This window comes from Staphylococcus roterodami (genome assembly GCA_022493055.1).
Taxonomy (GTDB): domain Bacteria; phylum Bacillota; class Bacilli; order Staphylococcales; family Staphylococcaceae; genus Staphylococcus; species Staphylococcus singaporensis.
This window is the reverse complement of sequence record CP092781.1, coordinates 2,006,338-2,025,049: the sequence shown is the minus strand read 5'-3', so window position 1 is coordinate 2,025,049 and position 18,712 is coordinate 2,006,338. Positions and strand designations below refer to the sequence as shown.

General features: G+C 31.3%; 17 protein-coding genes and 1 pseudogene. 13 read left to right on the top strand and 5 right to left on the bottom strand.

Annotation, left to right across the window (positions count from 1 at the left end; genetic code table 11):
• Positions 1 to 39: 39 nt before the first annotated feature.
• Positions 40 to 1,029, bottom strand: a complete 990-nt coding sequence (trpS, locus tag ML436_09915) for a tryptophan--tRNA ligase (GenBank protein UMT77463.1) — start codon at positions 1,027 to 1,029, stop codon at positions 40 to 42.
• Positions 1,030 to 1,322: 293 nt separating this feature from the next.
• On the opposite strand from trpS, the gene spxA reads away from it, so the two are divergent.
• The 4 genes from spxA to pepF all read left to right on the top strand — a co-directional run bounded on the left by spxA (position 1,323) and on the right by pepF (position 5,779).
• Positions 1,323 to 1,718, top strand: a complete 396-nt coding sequence (gene spxA / locus ML436_09910; GenBank protein UMT77462.1) for a transcriptional regulator SpxA — start codon at positions 1,323 to 1,325, stop codon at positions 1,716 to 1,718.
• Positions 1,719 to 2,087: 369 nt separating this feature from the next.
• The gene (gene mecA, locus ML436_09905) at positions 2,088 to 2,807 is read left to right on the top strand and encodes an adaptor protein MecA (protein ID UMT77461.1); all 720 of its coding nucleotides are present in this window, start codon (positions 2,088 to 2,090) and stop codon (positions 2,805 to 2,807) included.
• Between the two features lie 129 nt (positions 2,808 to 2,936).
• Positions 2,937 to 3,923, top strand: coding sequence for a competence protein CoiA (locus ML436_09900; GenBank protein ID UMT77460.1), 987 nt, complete (start codon positions 2,937 to 2,939; stop codon positions 3,921 to 3,923).
• A 47-nt stretch (positions 3,924 to 3,970) separates the two neighbouring features.
• On the top strand, positions 3,971 to 5,779 hold the full coding sequence (gene pepF / locus ML436_09895) for an oligoendopeptidase F (protein ID UMT77459.1): 1,809 nt from the start codon (positions 3,971 to 3,973) through the stop codon (positions 5,777 to 5,779).
• Positions 5,780 to 6,270: 491 nt separating this feature from the next.
• On the opposite strand, the gene yjbH is transcribed toward pepF, so the two are convergent.
• The 3 genes from yjbH to ML436_09880 all read right to left on the bottom strand — a co-directional run bounded on the left by yjbH (position 6,271) and on the right by ML436_09880 (position 8,178).
• Positions 6,271 to 7,077 (bottom strand): protease adaptor protein YjbH, encoded by an 807-nt coding sequence (yjbH, locus tag ML436_09890; GenBank protein ID UMT77458.1) that lies wholly within the window; start codon positions 7,075 to 7,077, stop codon positions 6,271 to 6,273.
• A 22-nt stretch (positions 7,078 to 7,099) separates the two neighbouring features.
• Positions 7,100 to 7,465, bottom strand: a complete 366-nt coding sequence (locus ML436_09885) for a truncated hemoglobin YjbI (protein ID UMT77457.1) — start codon at positions 7,463 to 7,465, stop codon at positions 7,100 to 7,102.
• A gap of 119 nt (positions 7,466 to 7,584) precedes the next feature.
• A complete protein-coding gene (locus tag ML436_09880) occupies positions 7,585 to 8,178 on the bottom strand; it encodes a CYTH domain-containing protein (GenBank protein UMT77456.1) in 594 nt (197 codons plus the stop codon).
• Between the two features lie 183 nt (positions 8,179 to 8,361).
• On the opposite strand from ML436_09880, the gene ML436_09875 reads away from it, so the two are divergent.
• From ML436_09875 to fabI, 7 genes are all read left to right on the top strand, one after another.
• Positions 8,362 to 8,709 (top strand): hypothetical protein, encoded by a 348-nt coding sequence (locus ML436_09875; protein ID UMT77455.1) that lies wholly within the window; start codon positions 8,362 to 8,364, stop codon positions 8,707 to 8,709.
• A gap of 16 nt (positions 8,710 to 8,725) precedes the next feature.
• Positions 8,726 to 9,361 (top strand): GTP pyrophosphokinase family protein, encoded by a 636-nt coding sequence (locus ML436_09870; GenBank protein ID UMT77454.1) that lies wholly within the window; start codon positions 8,726 to 8,728, stop codon positions 9,359 to 9,361.
• A gap of 16 nt (positions 9,362 to 9,377) precedes the next feature.
• Complete coding sequence (locus ML436_09865) at positions 9,378 to 10,187, top strand: NAD kinase (GenBank protein ID UMT77453.1); 810 nt, start codon at positions 9,378 to 9,380, stop codon at positions 10,185 to 10,187.
• Positions 10,184 to 11,038 carry an RluA family pseudouridine synthase gene (locus tag ML436_09860; GenBank protein UMT77452.1) on the top strand — a complete coding sequence of 285 codons (855 nt, stop codon included), beginning with the start codon at positions 10,184 to 10,186 and terminating at the stop codon, positions 11,036 to 11,038. The genes ML436_09865 and ML436_09860 overlap by 4 nt, the downstream gene beginning before the upstream one ends.
• Positions 11,039 to 11,058: 20 nt before the next feature.
• The gene (gene mgtE / locus ML436_09855) at positions 11,059 to 12,444 is read left to right on the top strand and encodes a magnesium transporter (GenBank protein ID UMT77451.1); all 1,386 of its coding nucleotides are present in this window, start codon (positions 11,059 to 11,061) and stop codon (positions 12,442 to 12,444) included.
• A 9-nt stretch (positions 12,445 to 12,453) separates the two neighbouring features.
• Entirely contained in the window at positions 12,454 to 14,298 is a 1,845-nt protein-coding gene (locus ML436_09850; protein ID UMT77450.1) for a monovalent cation:proton antiporter family protein, read from the top strand.
• A gap of 234 nt (positions 14,299 to 14,532) precedes the next feature.
• A complete protein-coding gene (gene fabI, locus ML436_09845; protein ID UMT77449.1) occupies positions 14,533 to 15,303 on the top strand; it encodes an enoyl-ACP reductase FabI in 771 nt (256 codons plus the stop codon).
• A gap of 200 nt (positions 15,304 to 15,503) precedes the next feature.
• Here fabI and cozEa read toward each other — a convergent pair whose 3' ends face one another.
• The gene (gene cozEa, locus ML436_09840) at positions 15,504 to 16,589 is read right to left on the bottom strand and encodes a cell elongation protein CozEa (protein ID UMT77448.1); all 1,086 of its coding nucleotides are present in this window, start codon (positions 16,587 to 16,589) and stop codon (positions 15,504 to 15,506) included.
• Between the two features lie 342 nt (positions 16,590 to 16,931).
• Here cozEa and ML436_09835 point away from each other — a divergent pair.
• Positions 16,932 to 18,251 (top strand): annotated as a pseudogene (locus ML436_09835) (sodium:alanine symporter family protein).
• Between the two features lie 51 nt (positions 18,252 to 18,302).
• Positions 18,303 to 18,587, top strand: a complete 285-nt coding sequence (locus ML436_09830) for a hypothetical protein (GenBank protein ID UMT77447.1) — start codon at positions 18,303 to 18,305, stop codon at positions 18,585 to 18,587.
• The last annotated feature ends 125 nt before the right edge of the window (positions 18,588 to 18,712 follow it).

Below are 18,712 nucleotides of genomic sequence, written 5' to 3'. Positions count from 1 at the left end.
TTAAAGAGGCACTAGTTAAGTCTAGTACCTCTTTTTATTTTATCTCTTACGTCCTAAGCCCATCGCTTTTTCCATTTTCTTCATTGTTTTAAATGAAACTTTGTGCGCTTTGTCTCTACCTTGATCTAAAATATCATCAAGTGTATCTGAGTTATAGAAACTTTCGTATTTTTCTTGGAATTCAACTAAAAATGCTTTTACAATCTCAGCAAGGTCACCTTTGAATTTACCGTAACCTTCGCCTTCATATTTTGCCTCAATGTCTTTAATAGGCATGTCCGTTAATCCAGCATATATTGAAATTAAATTAGTAATGCCTGGTTTATTGTCGCGGTCGAATTTAATAATTCCATCTGAATCAGTTACGGCACTTTTAATTTTTTTAGCGGCAACGTTAGGTTCGTCTAATAATGAAATAAAGTTTTTAGTGTTGTCATCGCTCTTACTCATTTTTCTTGTTGGGTCTTGTAAACTCATAACTCGTCCACCAACTTTAGGCATTCGAATTTCAGGTTTAACAAGGATATCGTTATAACGACTGTTAAATCGATCTACAAGATTACGTGTTAATTCCATATGTTGCTTTTGGTCATCACCAACAGGAACAATATTAGTGTTATATAAAACTATGTCTGCTGCCATTAATGGGGGATATGTTAATAATCCAGCTGGAATACCTTCCACTGACTTTTGAGATTTATCTTTATATTGTGTCATACGCTCTAATTCTCCAACAGAAGCTATAGTTGTTAACATCCATCCAGCTTGAACGTGCGCAGGAACTTCAGATTGAATAAATAGTGTTGCTTTGTTTGGATCTATACCTGAAGCTAGATATATTGCTGCTAATTGTCTTGTTTGTTTACGTAATTTCAAACGATCTTGTGGCATTGTAATTGCATGTTGATCAACGATACAGAAATAACAATCATAGTCATTTTGCACATCAACAAATTGTTTTAATGCACCAATATAATTTCCAATAGTAGGAATTCCACTAGGTTGAATGCCTGAAAATAATGTCTCCATTTAAATGCCTACTTTCTCAATAATAATTTAATAATTATCATTATAACAGTATTTCTTAAAAATGTAAGATGTGTTAGAATATATGTATAACTTGCTACTAACAGAGGGATTCTTAACTTTTTATTAAGTGTAGAAACTTATCTGAAAAATTAGGTTTTTCTCATTTAATTTTAATGTTAGATAGTTATAATAAATAGTAACGATTAAGAATTTTAGAAAAAAATGTTTTTTCTTGATCTATAACTAAATTTTAAGCAATGAATTTTATTCATTCAAATAGGAGAGTGAGATGTATGGTAACATTATTTACTTCACCAAGTTGCACATCTTGCCGTAAAGCGAAAGCATGGTTACAAGAACATGACATTCCGTATACGGAGCGTAATATTTTTTCTGAACATTTAACAATTGATGAAATTAAGCAAATATTAAAAATGACTGAAGACGGTACTGATGAAATCATTTCTACACGTTCTAAAACATACCAAAAATTAAATGTTGATATTGATTCACTACCATTACAAGATTTATATTCAATCATTCAAGATAATCCTGGCTTATTACGTCGTCCAATTATTTTAGATAATAAACGACTACAAGTTGGTTATAATGAGGACGAGATTCGACGTTTCTTACCTAGAAAAGTTCGTACGTTCCAATTACAAGAAGCACAACGTATGGTTGACTAATAACCATTTAACTATGTGTCATTACTTTACTAAAAGATATGTCAAGCAACGCTATTTATATAGTGTTGCTTTTTTGGATTTTGTACCTGTGTGAAATGTATTGTAATTAGCATTCTGTGCTATTTATTAATATATTTATATGTGAGTGTATTTTGGATGAAACATTTCTTGTGATAAGGTAAAATTAAATTAAGAAAGTGCTTTAATGCTTTAACTGTATAAATCATTTATATAGTTTTACTACAATGAATGTGTTATTATAAATTACCAAAATATTTTAGTGAAAGAAACCAGACAAATAAATTGTAATTTGTTTGAGGCTCTAATACAATATGGATACTATTCATCGACTGTAAGGAGTGAGATGATATGAGAATAGAACGAGTAGATGATACAACTGTAAAATTGTTTATAACATATAGCGATATCGAGGCCCGTGGATTTAGTCGAGAAGATTTATGGACAAATCGTAAACGTGGTGAAGAATTCTTTTGGTCAATGATGGATGAAATAAATGAAGAAGAAGATTTTGTAGTAGAAGGTCCACTATGGATTCAAGTACATGCTTTCGAAAAAGGCGTCGAAGTTACAATTTCTAAATCTAAAAATGAAGATATGATGAATATGTCTGATGATGATACAACTGATCAATTTGATGAACAAGTTCAAGAATTATTAGCTCAAACATTAGAAGGCGAAGATCAATTAGAAGAATTATTTGAACAACGAACAAAAGAAAAAGAAGCGCAAGGGTCTAAACGTCAACGTAAGGCTGCACGAAAAAACACAAGAACAATTATTGTGAAATTTAATGATTTAGAAGATGTTATTAATTATGCTTATCATAATAATACGATAACTTCTGATTTTGAAGACCTATTGTATATGGTTGATAGTACTTATTATTATGCTGTTCATTTTGATAGTCATGTTGATCAAGAGATTATTAATGACAGCTATAGCCAATTATTGGAATTTGCATATCCAACAGATAGAACTGAAGTTTATTTAAATGATTACGCCAAAATAATTATGAGTCATAACGTAACAGCTCAAGTTCGACGTTATTTCCCTGATACAACAGAATAACAACCATCATTTTAAAGATTATATATGAGAGGCTCTTCGGAGTCTCTTTTTTTATATGCAGATTACACTTTTAAGAAATTTGAAAAGTAAACTTCCCAGTTGATACGTGTAATATTTTGAGGTGAAGTTATGTTAGTAGCTTTAAATAAAAGAAGACAACGTGTCTTAGCAACTTTTGCGACCAAAGAATTTCAATATTTTTGTCCAGCATGTGGATGTCCAGTAATTTTAAAAAGAGGACATAAAGTTGTAAGTCATTTTGCGCATAAGCATTCACTAGAACGAAAATGTTTTAATAATGAAACTATTAAACATTACACAGGGAAATTGGTATTGGCACAAATATTAATGCAGCAAGGATATCATGTTGAAATAGAGCCATTTTTGAAAGAAATTAAGCAGATTCCTGATTTAATAATTAACGACAAATACATAATTGAACTTCAATTTTCAACTATACCGTATAGCCAAATTATAAAACGTACAGAAGGGCTAAATAAATTAGGTTATAAAGTTGCTTGGTTACTCGATGATATACAAATATTTCAAAGTAAAGTGAAATTAAGTCATTTTCAAAGTATGTTTATCAATCCTAATACACGAAGACTATTCACATTTGATATAGAAGGGAAACAAATTTTTAAATTTCAACAAATACGAAGTTTAGGTGGTAACCATTTTGCATTAAAGAAAATGAAAGCAGACATTAACGAATTATTTACAGACATAGCATATGATGATAAATCAATTAATAAACTATCTAAGTACGTTATTTGTCAATATATCAAATATTGTCGTTGGCAAAATTCAGTATTACAACCAACATTAAGTGCAATGTATCAATTACGGTTGACAGATGACGACATTGTAAAAAATTATGGATATATTTTTCCTGAACAAATATACATTGAAAATCATCCTATAGAATGGCAATTAAATGTGGATTTAATGTTAAATGTTAAAGCTGCGCCAACTATAAATGATTTTCTTGATTTCTTCAAAATGAGGCGATTTTTAATACCAACAGAATCAAAGTCGGCTATCGTGACAAAACTTATTAACAATTATTTAAATCTTAGTTCTATGAGGGGTAATGACGTGCAAATTTTGTTGTAAAATGAGAAAATTATATCAATTATATTTTATTAGGAGGTTTACTACATATGAGTCAACAATTAACGAGAGAAGAACAGGAACGTAAATATCCTGAATATACATGGGACCTAACTACAATCTTTAAAGATGACGAAGCATTTGAAGCTGCATTTAAAGAAGTTGAAAGTGAGTTAGGTAAAGAAGAAGAATTTAAAGGGCATATTGGTGATAGCGCTGAAACACTTTATAATGCATTGGAATTAGAAGATACATTAGGTACTAAATTAGAAAAAGTTTATGTGTACGCACATTTAAAACAAGACCAAGATACTACTAATGATAAATATACAGGTATGGAATCGAGAGCACACCAACTTATTATAAAATTTAGTTCTGCATGGAGTTTCTTAGTACCAGAAATTTTACAAATTGATGAAGATAAAATTGAATCATTTGTAAGTTCATATGATAAATTACAAAAATTTGCATTTGATTTGAAATTAATAAACGAAAAACGTCCGCATATTTTAGATGCTGAAACTGAAAAATTACTAACAGAAGCACAAGACGCATTATCTACACCTTCAAATGTATATGGCATGTTTAGTAATGCTGACTTAGTGTTTGAGGATGCTATTGATAAAGATGGTAATTCACATCCGTTAACTCAAGGTACATTTATTAAGTATTTAGAATCTGATGATCGTAAGTTAAGAGAAAGTGCATTTAGAAATGTTTATAAGGCTTATGGGGCACATAATAATACACTTGGAGCTACGCTAGCTGGTGAAGTGAAAAAGAATGTATTTAATGCGCGCACTCACAATTATAAAACTGCGAGAGAAAAAGCATTAAGTAATAATCATATTCCAGAAAATGTCTATGACAATCTAGTAAAAACCGTACATAAATATTTACCATTACTTCATCGTTATACGGAACTTCGTAAAGAGTTATTAAAATTAGACGATTTAAAAATGTATGATTTGTATACGCCATTAATTAAGGATATTAAATTTGAAATGCCTTATGAAGAAGCTGTAGATTGGATGTTAAAAGCTTTAGAACCAATGGGAGAAGAATATCTAGCTGTTGTAAAAGAAGGATTAGATAATCGTTGGGTCGATGTTTATGAAAATAAAGGTAAACGCTCAGGTGGCTATTCTTCAGGTGCGCATTTAACAAATCCATTCATCTTGCTTAACTGGTCTAATACAATTTCAGACCTATATACATTAGTTCATGAATTTGGTCATTCAGCACATAGTTATTTCAGTAGAAAGTTCCAACCTTCAAATTCAAGTGACTACACTATCTTTGTAGCAGAAGTAGCATCAACTTGTAATGAGGCGCTGTTAAGTGATTATATGGATAAACATTTAGACGATGAAAAACGCCTATTGTTATTAAATCAAGAGTTAGAACGTTTCAGAGCAACTTTATTCCGTCAAACTATGTTTGCAGAATTTGAGCATAAGATTCATGCAATTGAAGAAGCTGGAGAACCTTTAACGCCAACTAGAATGAATGAAGAATATGCTAAATTGAATAAATTATACTTCGGTGATTCAGTAGAAACTGACGAAGATATCAGTAAAGAATGGTCACGTATTCCGCACTTCTATATGAATTATTATGTATATCAATACGCAACAGGTTATAGTGCAGCACAAAGTTTAAGTCATCAAATTTTAACAGAAGGTAAGCCAGCGGTTGATAGATATATTAATGAATTCTTGAAAAAAGGTAGCTCAAATTATCCAATTGAAATATTGAAAAATGCTGGTGTCGATATGACAACACCGGAACCTATTGAACAAGCTTGTGAAGTTTTTGAACAAAAATTGAACGCTTTTGAAAAATTAATGAAAGCTTAACACTATTGAATTCGCTTACATTATGAACATATTGTGACAGTTTAAAATAAGTACTATTTAAAGGTTGAAATGGGAGAGATAGCGTGTTATATTATGAACATGAAATTAATCACATAACAAACATACCCCTTTGTTTGAAGTGAAAAATTTCTCCCATCCCCTTTGTTTAGCGTCGTGTATTCAGACACGACGTTTTTTTATGCGCTTTTTTAATTGGATTATAATGAATTGTATAAAAATGTGTAAAAATATGCATATTATATACATTTTTTAATCGGACGATGATTTCTACACTTTAATTTAAAATAAGAATACATACATATTTCTATACTAGTTAAATTTTAGAAAAAATAACTAGACATTCTAAAGTAATTCCATCAATTCACCTAGGGTCTAAGACATAACGAAATGCTCCCTTCAAAGTTTTCATTTTTTCAATGTTTACTTTGAAGGGAGCATTTAAGTATCATGTGTCTTGGTCTTCTTTTAATTTATTTTGATTTGATTTTAGGCATTTTTGATTTCCAAAAGTCACCATCTGGATATTTAAGTTTTTCGATTTTTTGTTGTATAGCTAGTTTCTTTAGTTCTTTGTTTAAAAGCTTTTCAGGCCATTCATAAATCGTTAATAATTCTTCCATCGTTACAAGTTGTTGTTGTTGGATATATGTTTCTAATTTAGGTGGAAGATTCTTTTCGATAGGTTTACCCATCAATTCATTGATAATATAAGTATAAATATGATAAGGATATAAACCTTCGACTTTTAAGCCTTCTTCATGAACATCTTCACTAAAGAATACTAGGGAAGGGGCTTGTTCGATTTCCATTTCTCGTGCTATATGCAAATCTATTTTCAAGCTTTCTGTTAATTTGCTCTTTTGTAAGTCATCTTTAAAAACTTCTAAATCAATACCAGCATTTTGAATACAATCACATATCATTGATTCAGTAATGATATCCCGTTTTGGTATGATTTCATTTTGCATTAAATGTATAAAACGTTCGGCACGCACGCGACCTTGTAACTCAGCAGCTTTATATGCTAAAGCGATATTGTCAAAGTTTGATGTACTTTGAGCCTGACATTTTGTTAGTACCTTTAAAGAAGGATTTAATATATGTCTAATACGTATATATTGATTATATTCAATTCTTAATTTTGATAAGATTGCTGATAATTTAAAGCAATCGGAGCTAAATGGATCGAAAAATGAATAAATCTCGATTTTACTTACAGGTGATAGATTAAAATCTTCACGACTCTTATTTTCCATTATTCGTAATTCTCCAGCCATGTTTATTCACCTACAATTAATTTTAGGAATTCACCATATGATTGGCAGTTAATCTTAAGCGCTCATATAAGTAATCGCCTACACCGTGTGGGAAGGCCGCTCGATTAATTGCGATATGCATATTTTCTAACCATGCATCCTTCTCGAATTCAGTGATAGTAAATTCCATATGTCTTTTTCTTAGCATTGGATGTCCATGCTCTGCTGTGTACAAATCAGGACCACCCAAAAATTGTGTTAAAAATTGTTTTTGTTTACGACTTGTTTCTTCAAAATCTCCTGGAAATAGGTGATTAAGTCTATCGTCTTTTTCTACAAGGGTGTAAAAATAATCAATCATATCATATAATGCGTCTTTCCCAATGATGTCATATGGTGTTGTGGTCATTTCATCACCCATTTTCAAAAATTTAGTAACATTAATATTTATCGTTACGAACTTAACTTAATATATATCTAATATAACATGATTTGAAACATTTGAAAGAAATATGCATATTTGCCAATTTAATTTATATTGTTTGAAAGAGTTTCTTTTTTCTTAAAAAACCTTTGAACCTTATTTAATGGTTGTTTATGTTGAAGGTTCAATTCCTTTAATAAGCTTTGAAACTTTTTTAATCCTTGATCGTAATCTTTAACTTCGAATTCTAATTCATAATCAGTTATACCTAAATATTCACTTTTATCTAAAACCAATAAATCATCTTTATATTGTGTTTCTTGACGATAAGTTGTTAGTGCCCCAAGTACTGTTAATGACTGATCTTTAATATCAAATTGCTTAACCAAAATTTGACGAATGTCATCAGGAAGACTGTCATTTGAAAGAATCAAGTTCATCTCTGGTTTTATAGAGACGTTATGATTGTATTCCATTAATCCAACTTCTGCAGGTGTCTTTAATGTCATTTCAAATTGTTTGTCTTTAACTCGTATTCTTAGTGCAGAACGATGTTGTTTTAATTTGAAATCAGGTGTATCAATATAATAATTGACTTGTTTAAACAAGTCGCTATCTTTAAAATATTTTTCTTGTAATGTCTCATAAATTGAGGCAGTTATAATTTGTTTGAATTCTATTTCATGATTAGTTGCCACGTTAAGTATACACCTCGCATCAAATTCAATTTATCTTAACTATATTATGAATGACAAAGTTGAATTTTAAAAGTAATTTCATTTATCCGATATCAAAGTTAATTTACCTATTAAAAATAGAGTTCGTAAGTGTTTTGTGTTATTGAATTATGTTAAAATGTTATGGAATAAGGAGGAGCAAGCATGCGTTTATATATTAATGAAATTAAAATCAAAGATGATACACTTTATTGTTATACAGATGATTCTATTGAAGGACTAACTGAAGTAGGACAAATGCTTGTTGATAGTGATAATTATGCTTTTGCATATACATTGGATGATGGTAAAGCGTATGCTTATCTGATTTTCGTTCAAGAAACATGGACTATGTTACACGAAAATATGACTAAAAAAATCATTATCAATGATAAATTAGAATTAACGGAATTTCACCAAGAGCTGTCATATATTTTAGAAAATATTAAAGGAAATAATAACTACGGTAAAGAATTTGTAGCAACCGTTGAAGATACTTTCGACATAGAATAAAGCGGGGTGAAGCACTATGAATCAATGGGATCAGTTCTTAACGCCTTATAAGCAAGCAGTGGATGAATTAAAAGTAAAGCTGAAAGGTATGCGTAAACAATATGAAATAGGGGAACAAGCATCACCAATTGAGTTTGTAACTGGACGTGTTAAGCCAATCTCTAGCATTATAGATAAGGCTAATAAACGGCATATACCATTTGATAGGTTGAGAGAAGAAATGTATGATATCGCAGGCCTAAGAATGATGTGCCAATTTGTTGAAGACATAGATGTAGTTGTTAATATATTAAGACAAAGAAAAGATTTTAAAGTGGTTGAAGAACGAGACTATATACGCAACACAAAAGAAAGTGGCTATCGCTCGTATCATGTCATTATCGAATACCCAATCGAGACATTACACGGGCAAAAGTTTATATTAGCTGAGATTCAGATTCGTACATTAGCAATGAATTTTTGGGCAACAATTGAACATACATTGAGATATAAGTATGATGGTGCATACCCTGATGAAATTCAACATCGTTTAGAAAGAGCGGCGGAAGCAGCATATTTACTTGATGAAGAAATGTCTGAAATCAAAGATGAGATTCAAGAAGCACAGAAATATTATACTCAGAAGCGTTCGAAAAAACATGAAAATGATTAACGAGGTGTAGTAAATCATGCGTTATACAATTTTAACTAAAGGTGATTCTAAGTCCAATGCTTTAAAGCATAAAATGATGAATTATATGAAAGATTTTCGCATGATTGAAGATAGTGAAAATCCTGAAATTGTAATTTCAGTTGGCGGAGATGGTACGTTATTACAAGCTTTTCATCAATACAGCCATATGTTATCTAAAGTGGCATTTGTTGGGGTGCATACAGGACATTTAGGATTTTATGCTGATTGGTTACCTCATGAAGTGGAAAAATTAATTATCGAAATTAATAATTCAGAGTTTCAAGTGATTGAATATCCTCTACTTGAAATCATCGTGAGGTATAATGACAATGGTTATGAGACTAGATACTTGGCTTTAAATGAAGCAACGATGAAAACTGAAAATGGCTCAACTCTTGTTGTAGATGTAAATTTGAGAGGTAAACATTTTGAACGTTTTAGAGGTGACGGTTTATGTGTATCAACACCATCAGGTTCAACAGCCTACAATAAAGCTTTAGGTGGTGCATTGATTCATCCATCACTAGAAGCAATGCAAATTACAGAAATTGCTTCTATTAATAATAGAGTGTTTAGAACGGTAGGTTCACCTTTAGTTTTACCTAAGCATCATACATGTTTAATATCACCAGTTAATCATGATACGATTCGAATGACGATTGACCATGTTAGTATCAAACATAAAAATGTTAATTCAATTCAGTATCGTGTTGCGAATGAAAAAGTAAGATTTGCACGCTTCAGACCGTTCCCATTTTGGAAACGTGTTCATGATTCATTTATTTCAAGTGATGAAGCACGATGAAATTTACGTATCAGATAACGCAACAGGAAACTGTTAAAACATTTTTAGCACGACATGACTTTTCTAAGAAGACTGTGAGCGCCATTAAAAATAATGGCGCTTTAATTGTTAATGGTCAGCATGTAACTGTTAGAAAACTATTAATGCCAGAAGATACACTAGTCATTCATTTACCAAGAGAAATTCATAGTAGCAATTTAATTCCATTTCAACGACCATTAGAAATAATATATGAAGATACGTATATTATGATCGTTACTAAACCTAAAAATCAAAATTGTACACCATCTAGAGAACATCCACATGAAAGTTTAATCGAACAAGTATTACATTATTGTCAAGATAAAGGGGAGGACATAAATCCCCATATTGTTACCCGTTTAGACCGAGATACAACGGGTATCGTGATTTTTGCAAAATATGGACATATTCATCATTTATTTTCTAAAGTAAAATTAGAAAAAGTGTATACTTGCCTTGCATATGGTAAAACAAAATTAAATGATATTATTGAAGCGAATATTAGACGCTCAAGTGATAGCATTATAACGCGACAAGTTGCAGAGGATGGTAAATACGCTAAAACTTCATATGAAGTGTTAACTCAAAATGATAAATATAGTTTATGTAAAGTGTACTTGCATACTGGACGAACACATCAAATTCGCGTACATTTTCAATATATTGGTCATTCTATAGTTGGTGATTCTTTGTATGGAGGAGACCATGAACGGGTTCAAGGTCAATCATTACAATGTACCCAAGTGAATTTTGTCCATCCAATTACTAAAAATGACATTGCAATTACAATTGATTATAAACAACTGCTAAATTTATTTAATGAACTTTGAATGACACAGGGGGTGTAAATATGTCTATGAACACAGATGAAAAAGAGCGTGTTCAAGAGGAGATTTACAATAAAGCATTATTAGATCAATACTTAGAAAATAACGATATTGATCAATTTAGAGAAGAATTTCTGTCGTTGCATACTTATGAACAAAGTGAGTATTTTGAAGATACAACGGATGAAAATAGACAAAAGATTTTCCAATATTTGTCTCCAGAAGAAGTTGCAAGTTTCTTTGATCAATTAGATATTGATGATGATGAATATGAAACACTATTTGATAAAATGAATGCAACTTATGCCAGTCATATTTTAGAAGATATGTCCTATGATAATGCGGTAGACATTTTAAATGAATTGACTAAACCTAAAGTTGCGAGTCTTTTAACATTGATGAATAAAGATGATGCTAATGAAATCAAGGCATTACTTCACTATGATGAGGATACTGCCGGCGGTATTATGACGACGGAGTATTTATCGCTCAAAGCACATACTCCAGTTAAAGAAGCATTGTTATTAGTTAAAGAGCAAGCGCCCGAAGCAGAGACTATTTATGTAATTTTTGTAGTCGATGACGCAGGTAAATTAGTTGGAGTTTTATCATTAAGAGACTTAATTGTTGCTGAAAATGATGCTTATATTGAGGATATTATGAATGAGCGTGTCATTAGTGTGAACGTAGCAGATGACCAAGAAGATGTCGCGCAAATTATGAGAGACTATGATTTCATGGCAGTGCCTGTTATAGATTATCAAGATCACTTATTAGGTATTATTACGATTGATGATATTTTAGATGTAATGGATGAAGAAGCGAGCGAAGACTATTCAAGGTTAGCAGGGGTTTCTGATATTGACTCTACAAATGATTCAATTGTAAAAACTGCTATGAAACGTTTGCCGTGGCTTATTATTTTAACCTTTTTAGGTATGATTACTGCGACGATTTTAGGTCGATTCGAAAAAACATTAGAAAATGTAGCACTACTAGCAGCGTTTATTCCAATTATTAGTGGGATGTCAGGGAATTCAGGTACTCAATCGTTAGCCGTTTCAGTTCGTAATATATCTACCGGAGAAATTAATGAACAAAGTAAGTTTAAAATTGCTATACGAGAAGCAGGTAGTGGTGTATTATCAGGTGTTGTTTGTGCGACGATTTTATTTACAATAATTGTTGCAATTTATCATCAGCCATTATTAGCATTAATTGTTGCAGGTAGTTTAACTTGTGCAATGACTGTGGGGACTTTCGTGGGTTCGATGATTCCATTGTTAATGAACAAATTAAATATCGATCCAGCTGTAGCAAGTGGACCATTTATTACTACAATCAATGATATTATAAGTATGTTAATTTATTTTGGTTTAGCTACATCATTTATGGCTTACTTAATTTAAGGAGGAGTTATGGAGTTTTTATCTTTAGTTATTGTCGTGTTAGCAGCGTTTTTAACTCCAATAATTGTCAATCGATTAAATATTAATTTCTTGCCAGTTGTTGTTGCAGAAATATTAATGGGGATTGTCATAGGAAATTCCTTTTTAAATATAGTTGAAAGGGATTCTATTTTAAATATTTTATCTACGTTAGGCTTTATCTTTTTAATGTTTTTAAGTGGGTTAGAAATAGATTTTAAAGCGTTTAAAAAAGATAAGCGCGGTCGTCAAGGGCATAATGATGAAGAAACATCAATTCCAGGTCATTTGAACTTAGCCCTTACAGTATTTGCTTTAATCATGATTATTTCAATTTTCTTGGCATATGTCTTTAAATGGTTAGGCTTAGTTGATGATGTATTATTGATGGTCATTATTATTTCAACCATTTCATTAGGCGTTGTTGTGCCGACATTGAAAGAAATGAATATTATGCGAACTACAATTGGCCAATTTATACTTTTAGTAGCTGTATTAGCAGATTTAGTAACAATGATCTTATTAACAGTGTACGGTGCAATTAATGGTCAAGGTGGAAGTACAATTTGGTTAATTGGCATACTCGTCGTTTTCACAGCTATCTCATATATTTTAGGCGTTCAATTTAAGCGTATGTCATTTTTACAAAAACTGATGGACGGTACGACACAAATTGGTATTCGTGCAGTATTTGCTTTAATTATTTTATTAGTAGCATTAGCAGAAGGTGTTGGAGCTGAAAATATATTAGGTGCATTTTTAGCCGGCGTAGTTGTATCGCTATTAAACCCAGATGAAGAAATGGTCGAAAAGCTAGATTCATTCGGTTATGGATTCTTTATACCTATATTCTTCATAATGGTTGGTGTAGATTTAAACATACCTTCGTTAATTAAAGAGCCTAAATTACTAATTATTATACCGATATTAATTATTGCATTTATTGTTTCTAAATTAATACCAGTCATGTTCATAAGACGCTGGTTTGATATGAGAACAACGATTGCATCAGCATTTTTATTAACGTCGACGTTGTCACTCGTGATTGCTGCTGCTAAGATCTCTGAAAGATTAAATGTTATTTCATCTGAAACATCAGGTATTTTAATACTAAGTGCTGTTATTACATGTGTATTCGTTCCAATTATTTTCAAAAAGCTATTTCCAATTCCAGATGAATTTAATCGTAAAATTGAAGTTAGTTTAATAGGTAAGAACCAGCTAACAATTCCGATTGCTCAAAATTTAACATCTCAACTATACGATGTGACTTTATATTATCGAAAAGATTTAAGTGATCGTCGTCAATTGTCTGATGATATTACAATGATTGAAATTGCAGATTATGAGCAAGACGTTTTAGAAAGATTAGGTTTATTTGATCGCGACATAGTGGTTTGCGCAACAAATGATGATGATATTAACCGAAAAGTTGCTATGTTAGCTAAAAAACATCAAGTTCAACGAGTCATTTGTAGGTTAGAAAGTACATCTGATGATACGGAATTAGTAGAAGCGGGTATAGAAATTTTCAGTAGTTATTTAAGTAACAAAATTTTATTAAAAGGCTTAATAGAAACACCTAACATGTTGAACTTATTAAGCAATGTTGAAACATCACTTTATGAAATTCAAATGTTAAATTATAAATATGAAAATATTCAATTACGTAATTTCCCATTCGGTGGCGATATTATCTTTGTGCGTATCATTAGAAATAATGAATCGATTGTGCCACATGGTGATACCCAATTACGTTATGGTGACCGACTAATTGTTACTGGTGCTAAAGAATACGTTGATGAGTTGAAACAAGAATTAGAATTTTATTATTAAAATATTATGAATGCAAGATACCCAATTACATTAATTTAATGATGTAAAATGATTGCAATAATTGAAAATGTACGCTTTGTATTGTTTCATATGTAATATTTGTATTGCTAAAGCGTTTAAATAACTTTATTAAAAAGTCATAATAGTGTTAAAATGTAATGACTAATAAAAAGTTATTAAATAGGGATATGTCATTCTACCCGTTAAATTCATTATATTAAGGAGTTATCTTACATGTTAAATCTTGAAAACAAAACATATGTCATTATGGGAATTGCTAATAAGCGTAGTATTGCTTTTGGCGTTGCAAAAGTCTTAGACGAATTAGGTGCTAAATTAGTATTTACTTATCGTAAAGAACGTAGCCGTAAAGAGCTTGAAAAATTGTTAGAACAATTAAATCAACCTGAAGCACACTTATATCAAATTGATGTTCAAAGTGATGAAGAAGTGATTAATGGTTTTGCACAAATTGGAAAAGATATAGGTAATATTGATGGTGTTTATCATTCAATTGCATTTGCCAATATGGAAGACTTACGCGGGCGTTTTTCTGAAACATCACGTGAAGGTTTCTTATTAGCTCAAGACATTAGTTCTTATTCATTAACAATTGTTGCTCATGAAGCTAAAAAATTAATGCCTGAAGGTGGTAGTATTGTTGCCACAACTTATTTAGGTGGAGAATTTGCAGTTCAAAATTATAATGTTATGGGCGTTGCTAAAGCAAGCTTAGAAGCAAATGTTAAATATTTAGCATTAGACTTAGGTCCAGATAATATTCGCGTTAATGCCATTTCAGCTGGTCCAATCCGTACATTAAGTGCAAAAGGTGTGGGTGGTTTCAATACAATTCTTAAAGAAATCGAAGAGCGTGCACCTTTAAAACGTAACATTGATCAAGTAGAAGTAGGTAAAACAGCGGCTTACTTATTAAGTGACTTATCAAGTGGCGTTACTGGTGAAAATATTCATGTAGATAGCGGATTCCACGCAATTAAATAATATGTAAACTAAAAAGCTTTGTTCACTCCATTTTTTGGGTGACCAAAGCTTTTTGTTTTTATATTAATCGGACTGATGAAAAATTATTTGCCATTCCACCTTTTCTGATTGTTTATTATGAAAATAATAATCGCCTCAAAAGCAGTGTTTTCAACTTTTGAGGCGATAATATTTTGTGCTATGAAATAATGTAAACAGAATTAGTCTTTAACATCGCTATTTGCTTTATCCATAATACGTTGTCTATATTTGAAAATATTACTAACAACCGTTTTTAAGACAGCGTATAGTGGTACTGCAATAAGGATTAATGTGAATCCACCTAAATCACCAGCTGCTAAAATGACAACAATTATAGTTAATGGATGAATACTTAAAGATTTACCCATAACATTAGGTGTAATGACATTTCCTTCAAGTTGATGTGCGATTAAAGTTATAATACATACCCATATAAATGTAGTTGGACTATCAATAATACCAAGAATAGCTGCAGGTGCAAATGATAACCATGAACCTAAGAAAGGAATTAAGTTTGCGACACCAGCAAATAGTACTAATAAAGGAATATATGGTAAATCAATAATAGAATAACCGATATATAAGAATATACCTAAAATAACACTGACTGTTACTTGACCTTGAATGTAAGATTTTAAAGTAAAGTTTAAATCAGTTAATAAATCTACGAAAAATACTTTACGTTCACCTTTGAAAAATTTAGCAACAGCTGGAATAAACTTTTCATGGTCTTTTAACATGTAAATTAAGAAGAATGGCACCATAATCAATAAGAAGATGGTTGAAATTAATGATGTAATGTACTGTAATGAATTAGATAAAATATTAGTAACGCCATCACCCATTGATTTAACCATATTTGTAATTCTACTTGTTACATCTTCAGGTAATTTATCCATTTGAGCTAAGGCGAATTTAATAATTTGCTCTGCTTCTTTTTGTAGGGCAGGCGTTTGATTAATTAAATTGTTGATATTTGAAATGATGATTGGTGCAACAAACGCAACAATTAAGCCGATAATAGCAAACAGAGCTACCATGATTGTTGTTATACTAGCCCATCTTGGAAAACCGACTTTTTCAAGTAAGTTTTGAAAAGGTAGACAGATATAAAATAAAAAACCACTAATTAAAAATGGAAGAAATACAGAACCGATGATTGTAGCAATTGGAGTAAATACTTCGTGCACTTCCATAAATAGTTTGATGAGAATGAACAGCATAATCAGAGCGATGCCAGTTCGGAACCAAACCTTGTTTAACATAAACGATGTTCCTCCTATTTTTCTAAACTTAGTTATTATTTAGTATATCCTAAATAGCAGTGCTTAAAAAGGTTAATATTTTTTAAATATACTTAAATTAACCATTCACTTTCTATTTTAAGATATTTACTTTCAATAGTTTGTGCGACTTTTCAACGACTCGTAAGTCTTCAAATGGATCAAACAGTAACAATTTTCATACGAATATCTAATTTTAATATTAAACGTATTTAAATAATGAAATAATTACATCGTTATTTATAAGAATATTCTGAAAATATATTGAAGTGTCTCGTGCTTAATCGTATAATATTTTTATGTTTAAACAATAGGGGGAATCTTATGATTGAAAAATTAGTAACCTTTTTAAATGAGGTTGTTTGGAGTAAGCCATTAGTTTATGGTTTGCTAATTACTGGTGTATTATTTACATTGCGTATGCGATTTTTTCAAGTTAGACATTTTAAAGAAATGATTCGTTTAATGTTTCAAGGAGAGAAGTCTCCTAATGGCATTTCAAGTTTTCAAGCGATAGCCATGTCTTTAGCAGGCAGGGTCGGTACAGGTAATATTGTCGGTGTATCTACTGCAATATTTATAGGAGGACCTGGTGCAGTATTTTGGATGTGGATTACTGCGTTTTTAGGTGCAAGTAGTGCTTTTATTGAATCTACACTTGGTCAAATATTCAAGCGAGTTGAAAACAATGAATACCGTGGTGGACCAGCGTATTATATTGAATATGGTATTGGTGGTAAATTTGGGAAAGTTTACGGAATTATCTTTGCTATTGTTACCATTATCTCAGTAGGTCTATTGCTACCTGGTGTGCAATCTAACGCTATAGCAAGTTCAATGCACAATGCGATTCATGTTCCACAATGGTTAATGGGTGCTATTGTTGTAGTTATTTTGGGATTAATTATTTTTGGTGGAGTACGTAGTATTGCTAATGTTGCAACGGCCGTTGTACCATTTATGGCAATTATTTACATACTAATGGCTGTCATTATCATTTGTATCAATATACAAGAAGTGCCAGCGTTATTTGCATTAATTTTCAAATCAGCATTTGGATTACAATCTGCTTTTGGTGGTATCGTTGGCGCAATGATAGAGATTGGTGTTAAACGTGGATTATACTCAAATGAGGCTGGTCAAGGTACAGGTCCACACGCAGCAGCGGCAGCAGAAGTATCACATCCAAGTAAACAAGGTCTAGTACAAGCATTTTCAGTATATATTGATACATTATTTGTATGTACCGCAACGGCATTGATTATACTGATTTCTGGTACATATAATGTGACTGATGGTACGGTTAATGCGAATGGCACACCACATTTAATTAAAGACGGTGGTATTTATGTTGAAAATGCAACAGGTAAAGATTATTCAGGGACTGCGATGTATGCACAAGCCGGCATTGATAAAGCGTTCCATGGCAGCGGTTATCAATTTGATCCTTCATTCTCTGGCGTAGGGTCATACTTTATTGCATTTGCCTTATTCTTCTTTGCATTTACTACAATTTTGTCGTACTACTATATTACGGAAACAAATGTTGCATATTTAACGCGTAATAAAAATAACCAAGTTTCATCAGTGTTTATTAATATTGCACGTGTAATTATTTTGTTCGCTACATTTTACGGTGCGGTTGTGGTGTAAACTCTAATTAACAACAAATTCTTAAAAAAGGAATTGGTAGTTATGACTGAGTTTACACCTTATTTTTATGATTTTAATCGTTTAGATTATAGAAATTTTGTTGTTTTACGATTTCATGGTTATTCTAAACGTCATATTTGCAAGATGTATAAAATTGCATATTTTTGTATATTAGATGTGTGTAATAAAGCGAAAAATAATGACTATCAATTCACTTATAAGGATTATGTATATTTAAAAAAGTATGGTGTGTCTAACGCATTTATATGCAAGATGTATCATATTGATAAATTAGACCTAGAATTCTTTGAGGTGATGAACCGATAGGTTTCAAAAAAATTGAATAGGTCAGGAGAAGCATAGACACTCCATTATCAAAAATGCAGTGGTACGGATTTGCGGGAGTTATTCCTATTCGTGCGACCCTAAAAAACTCTGATTTGTATGAGTCT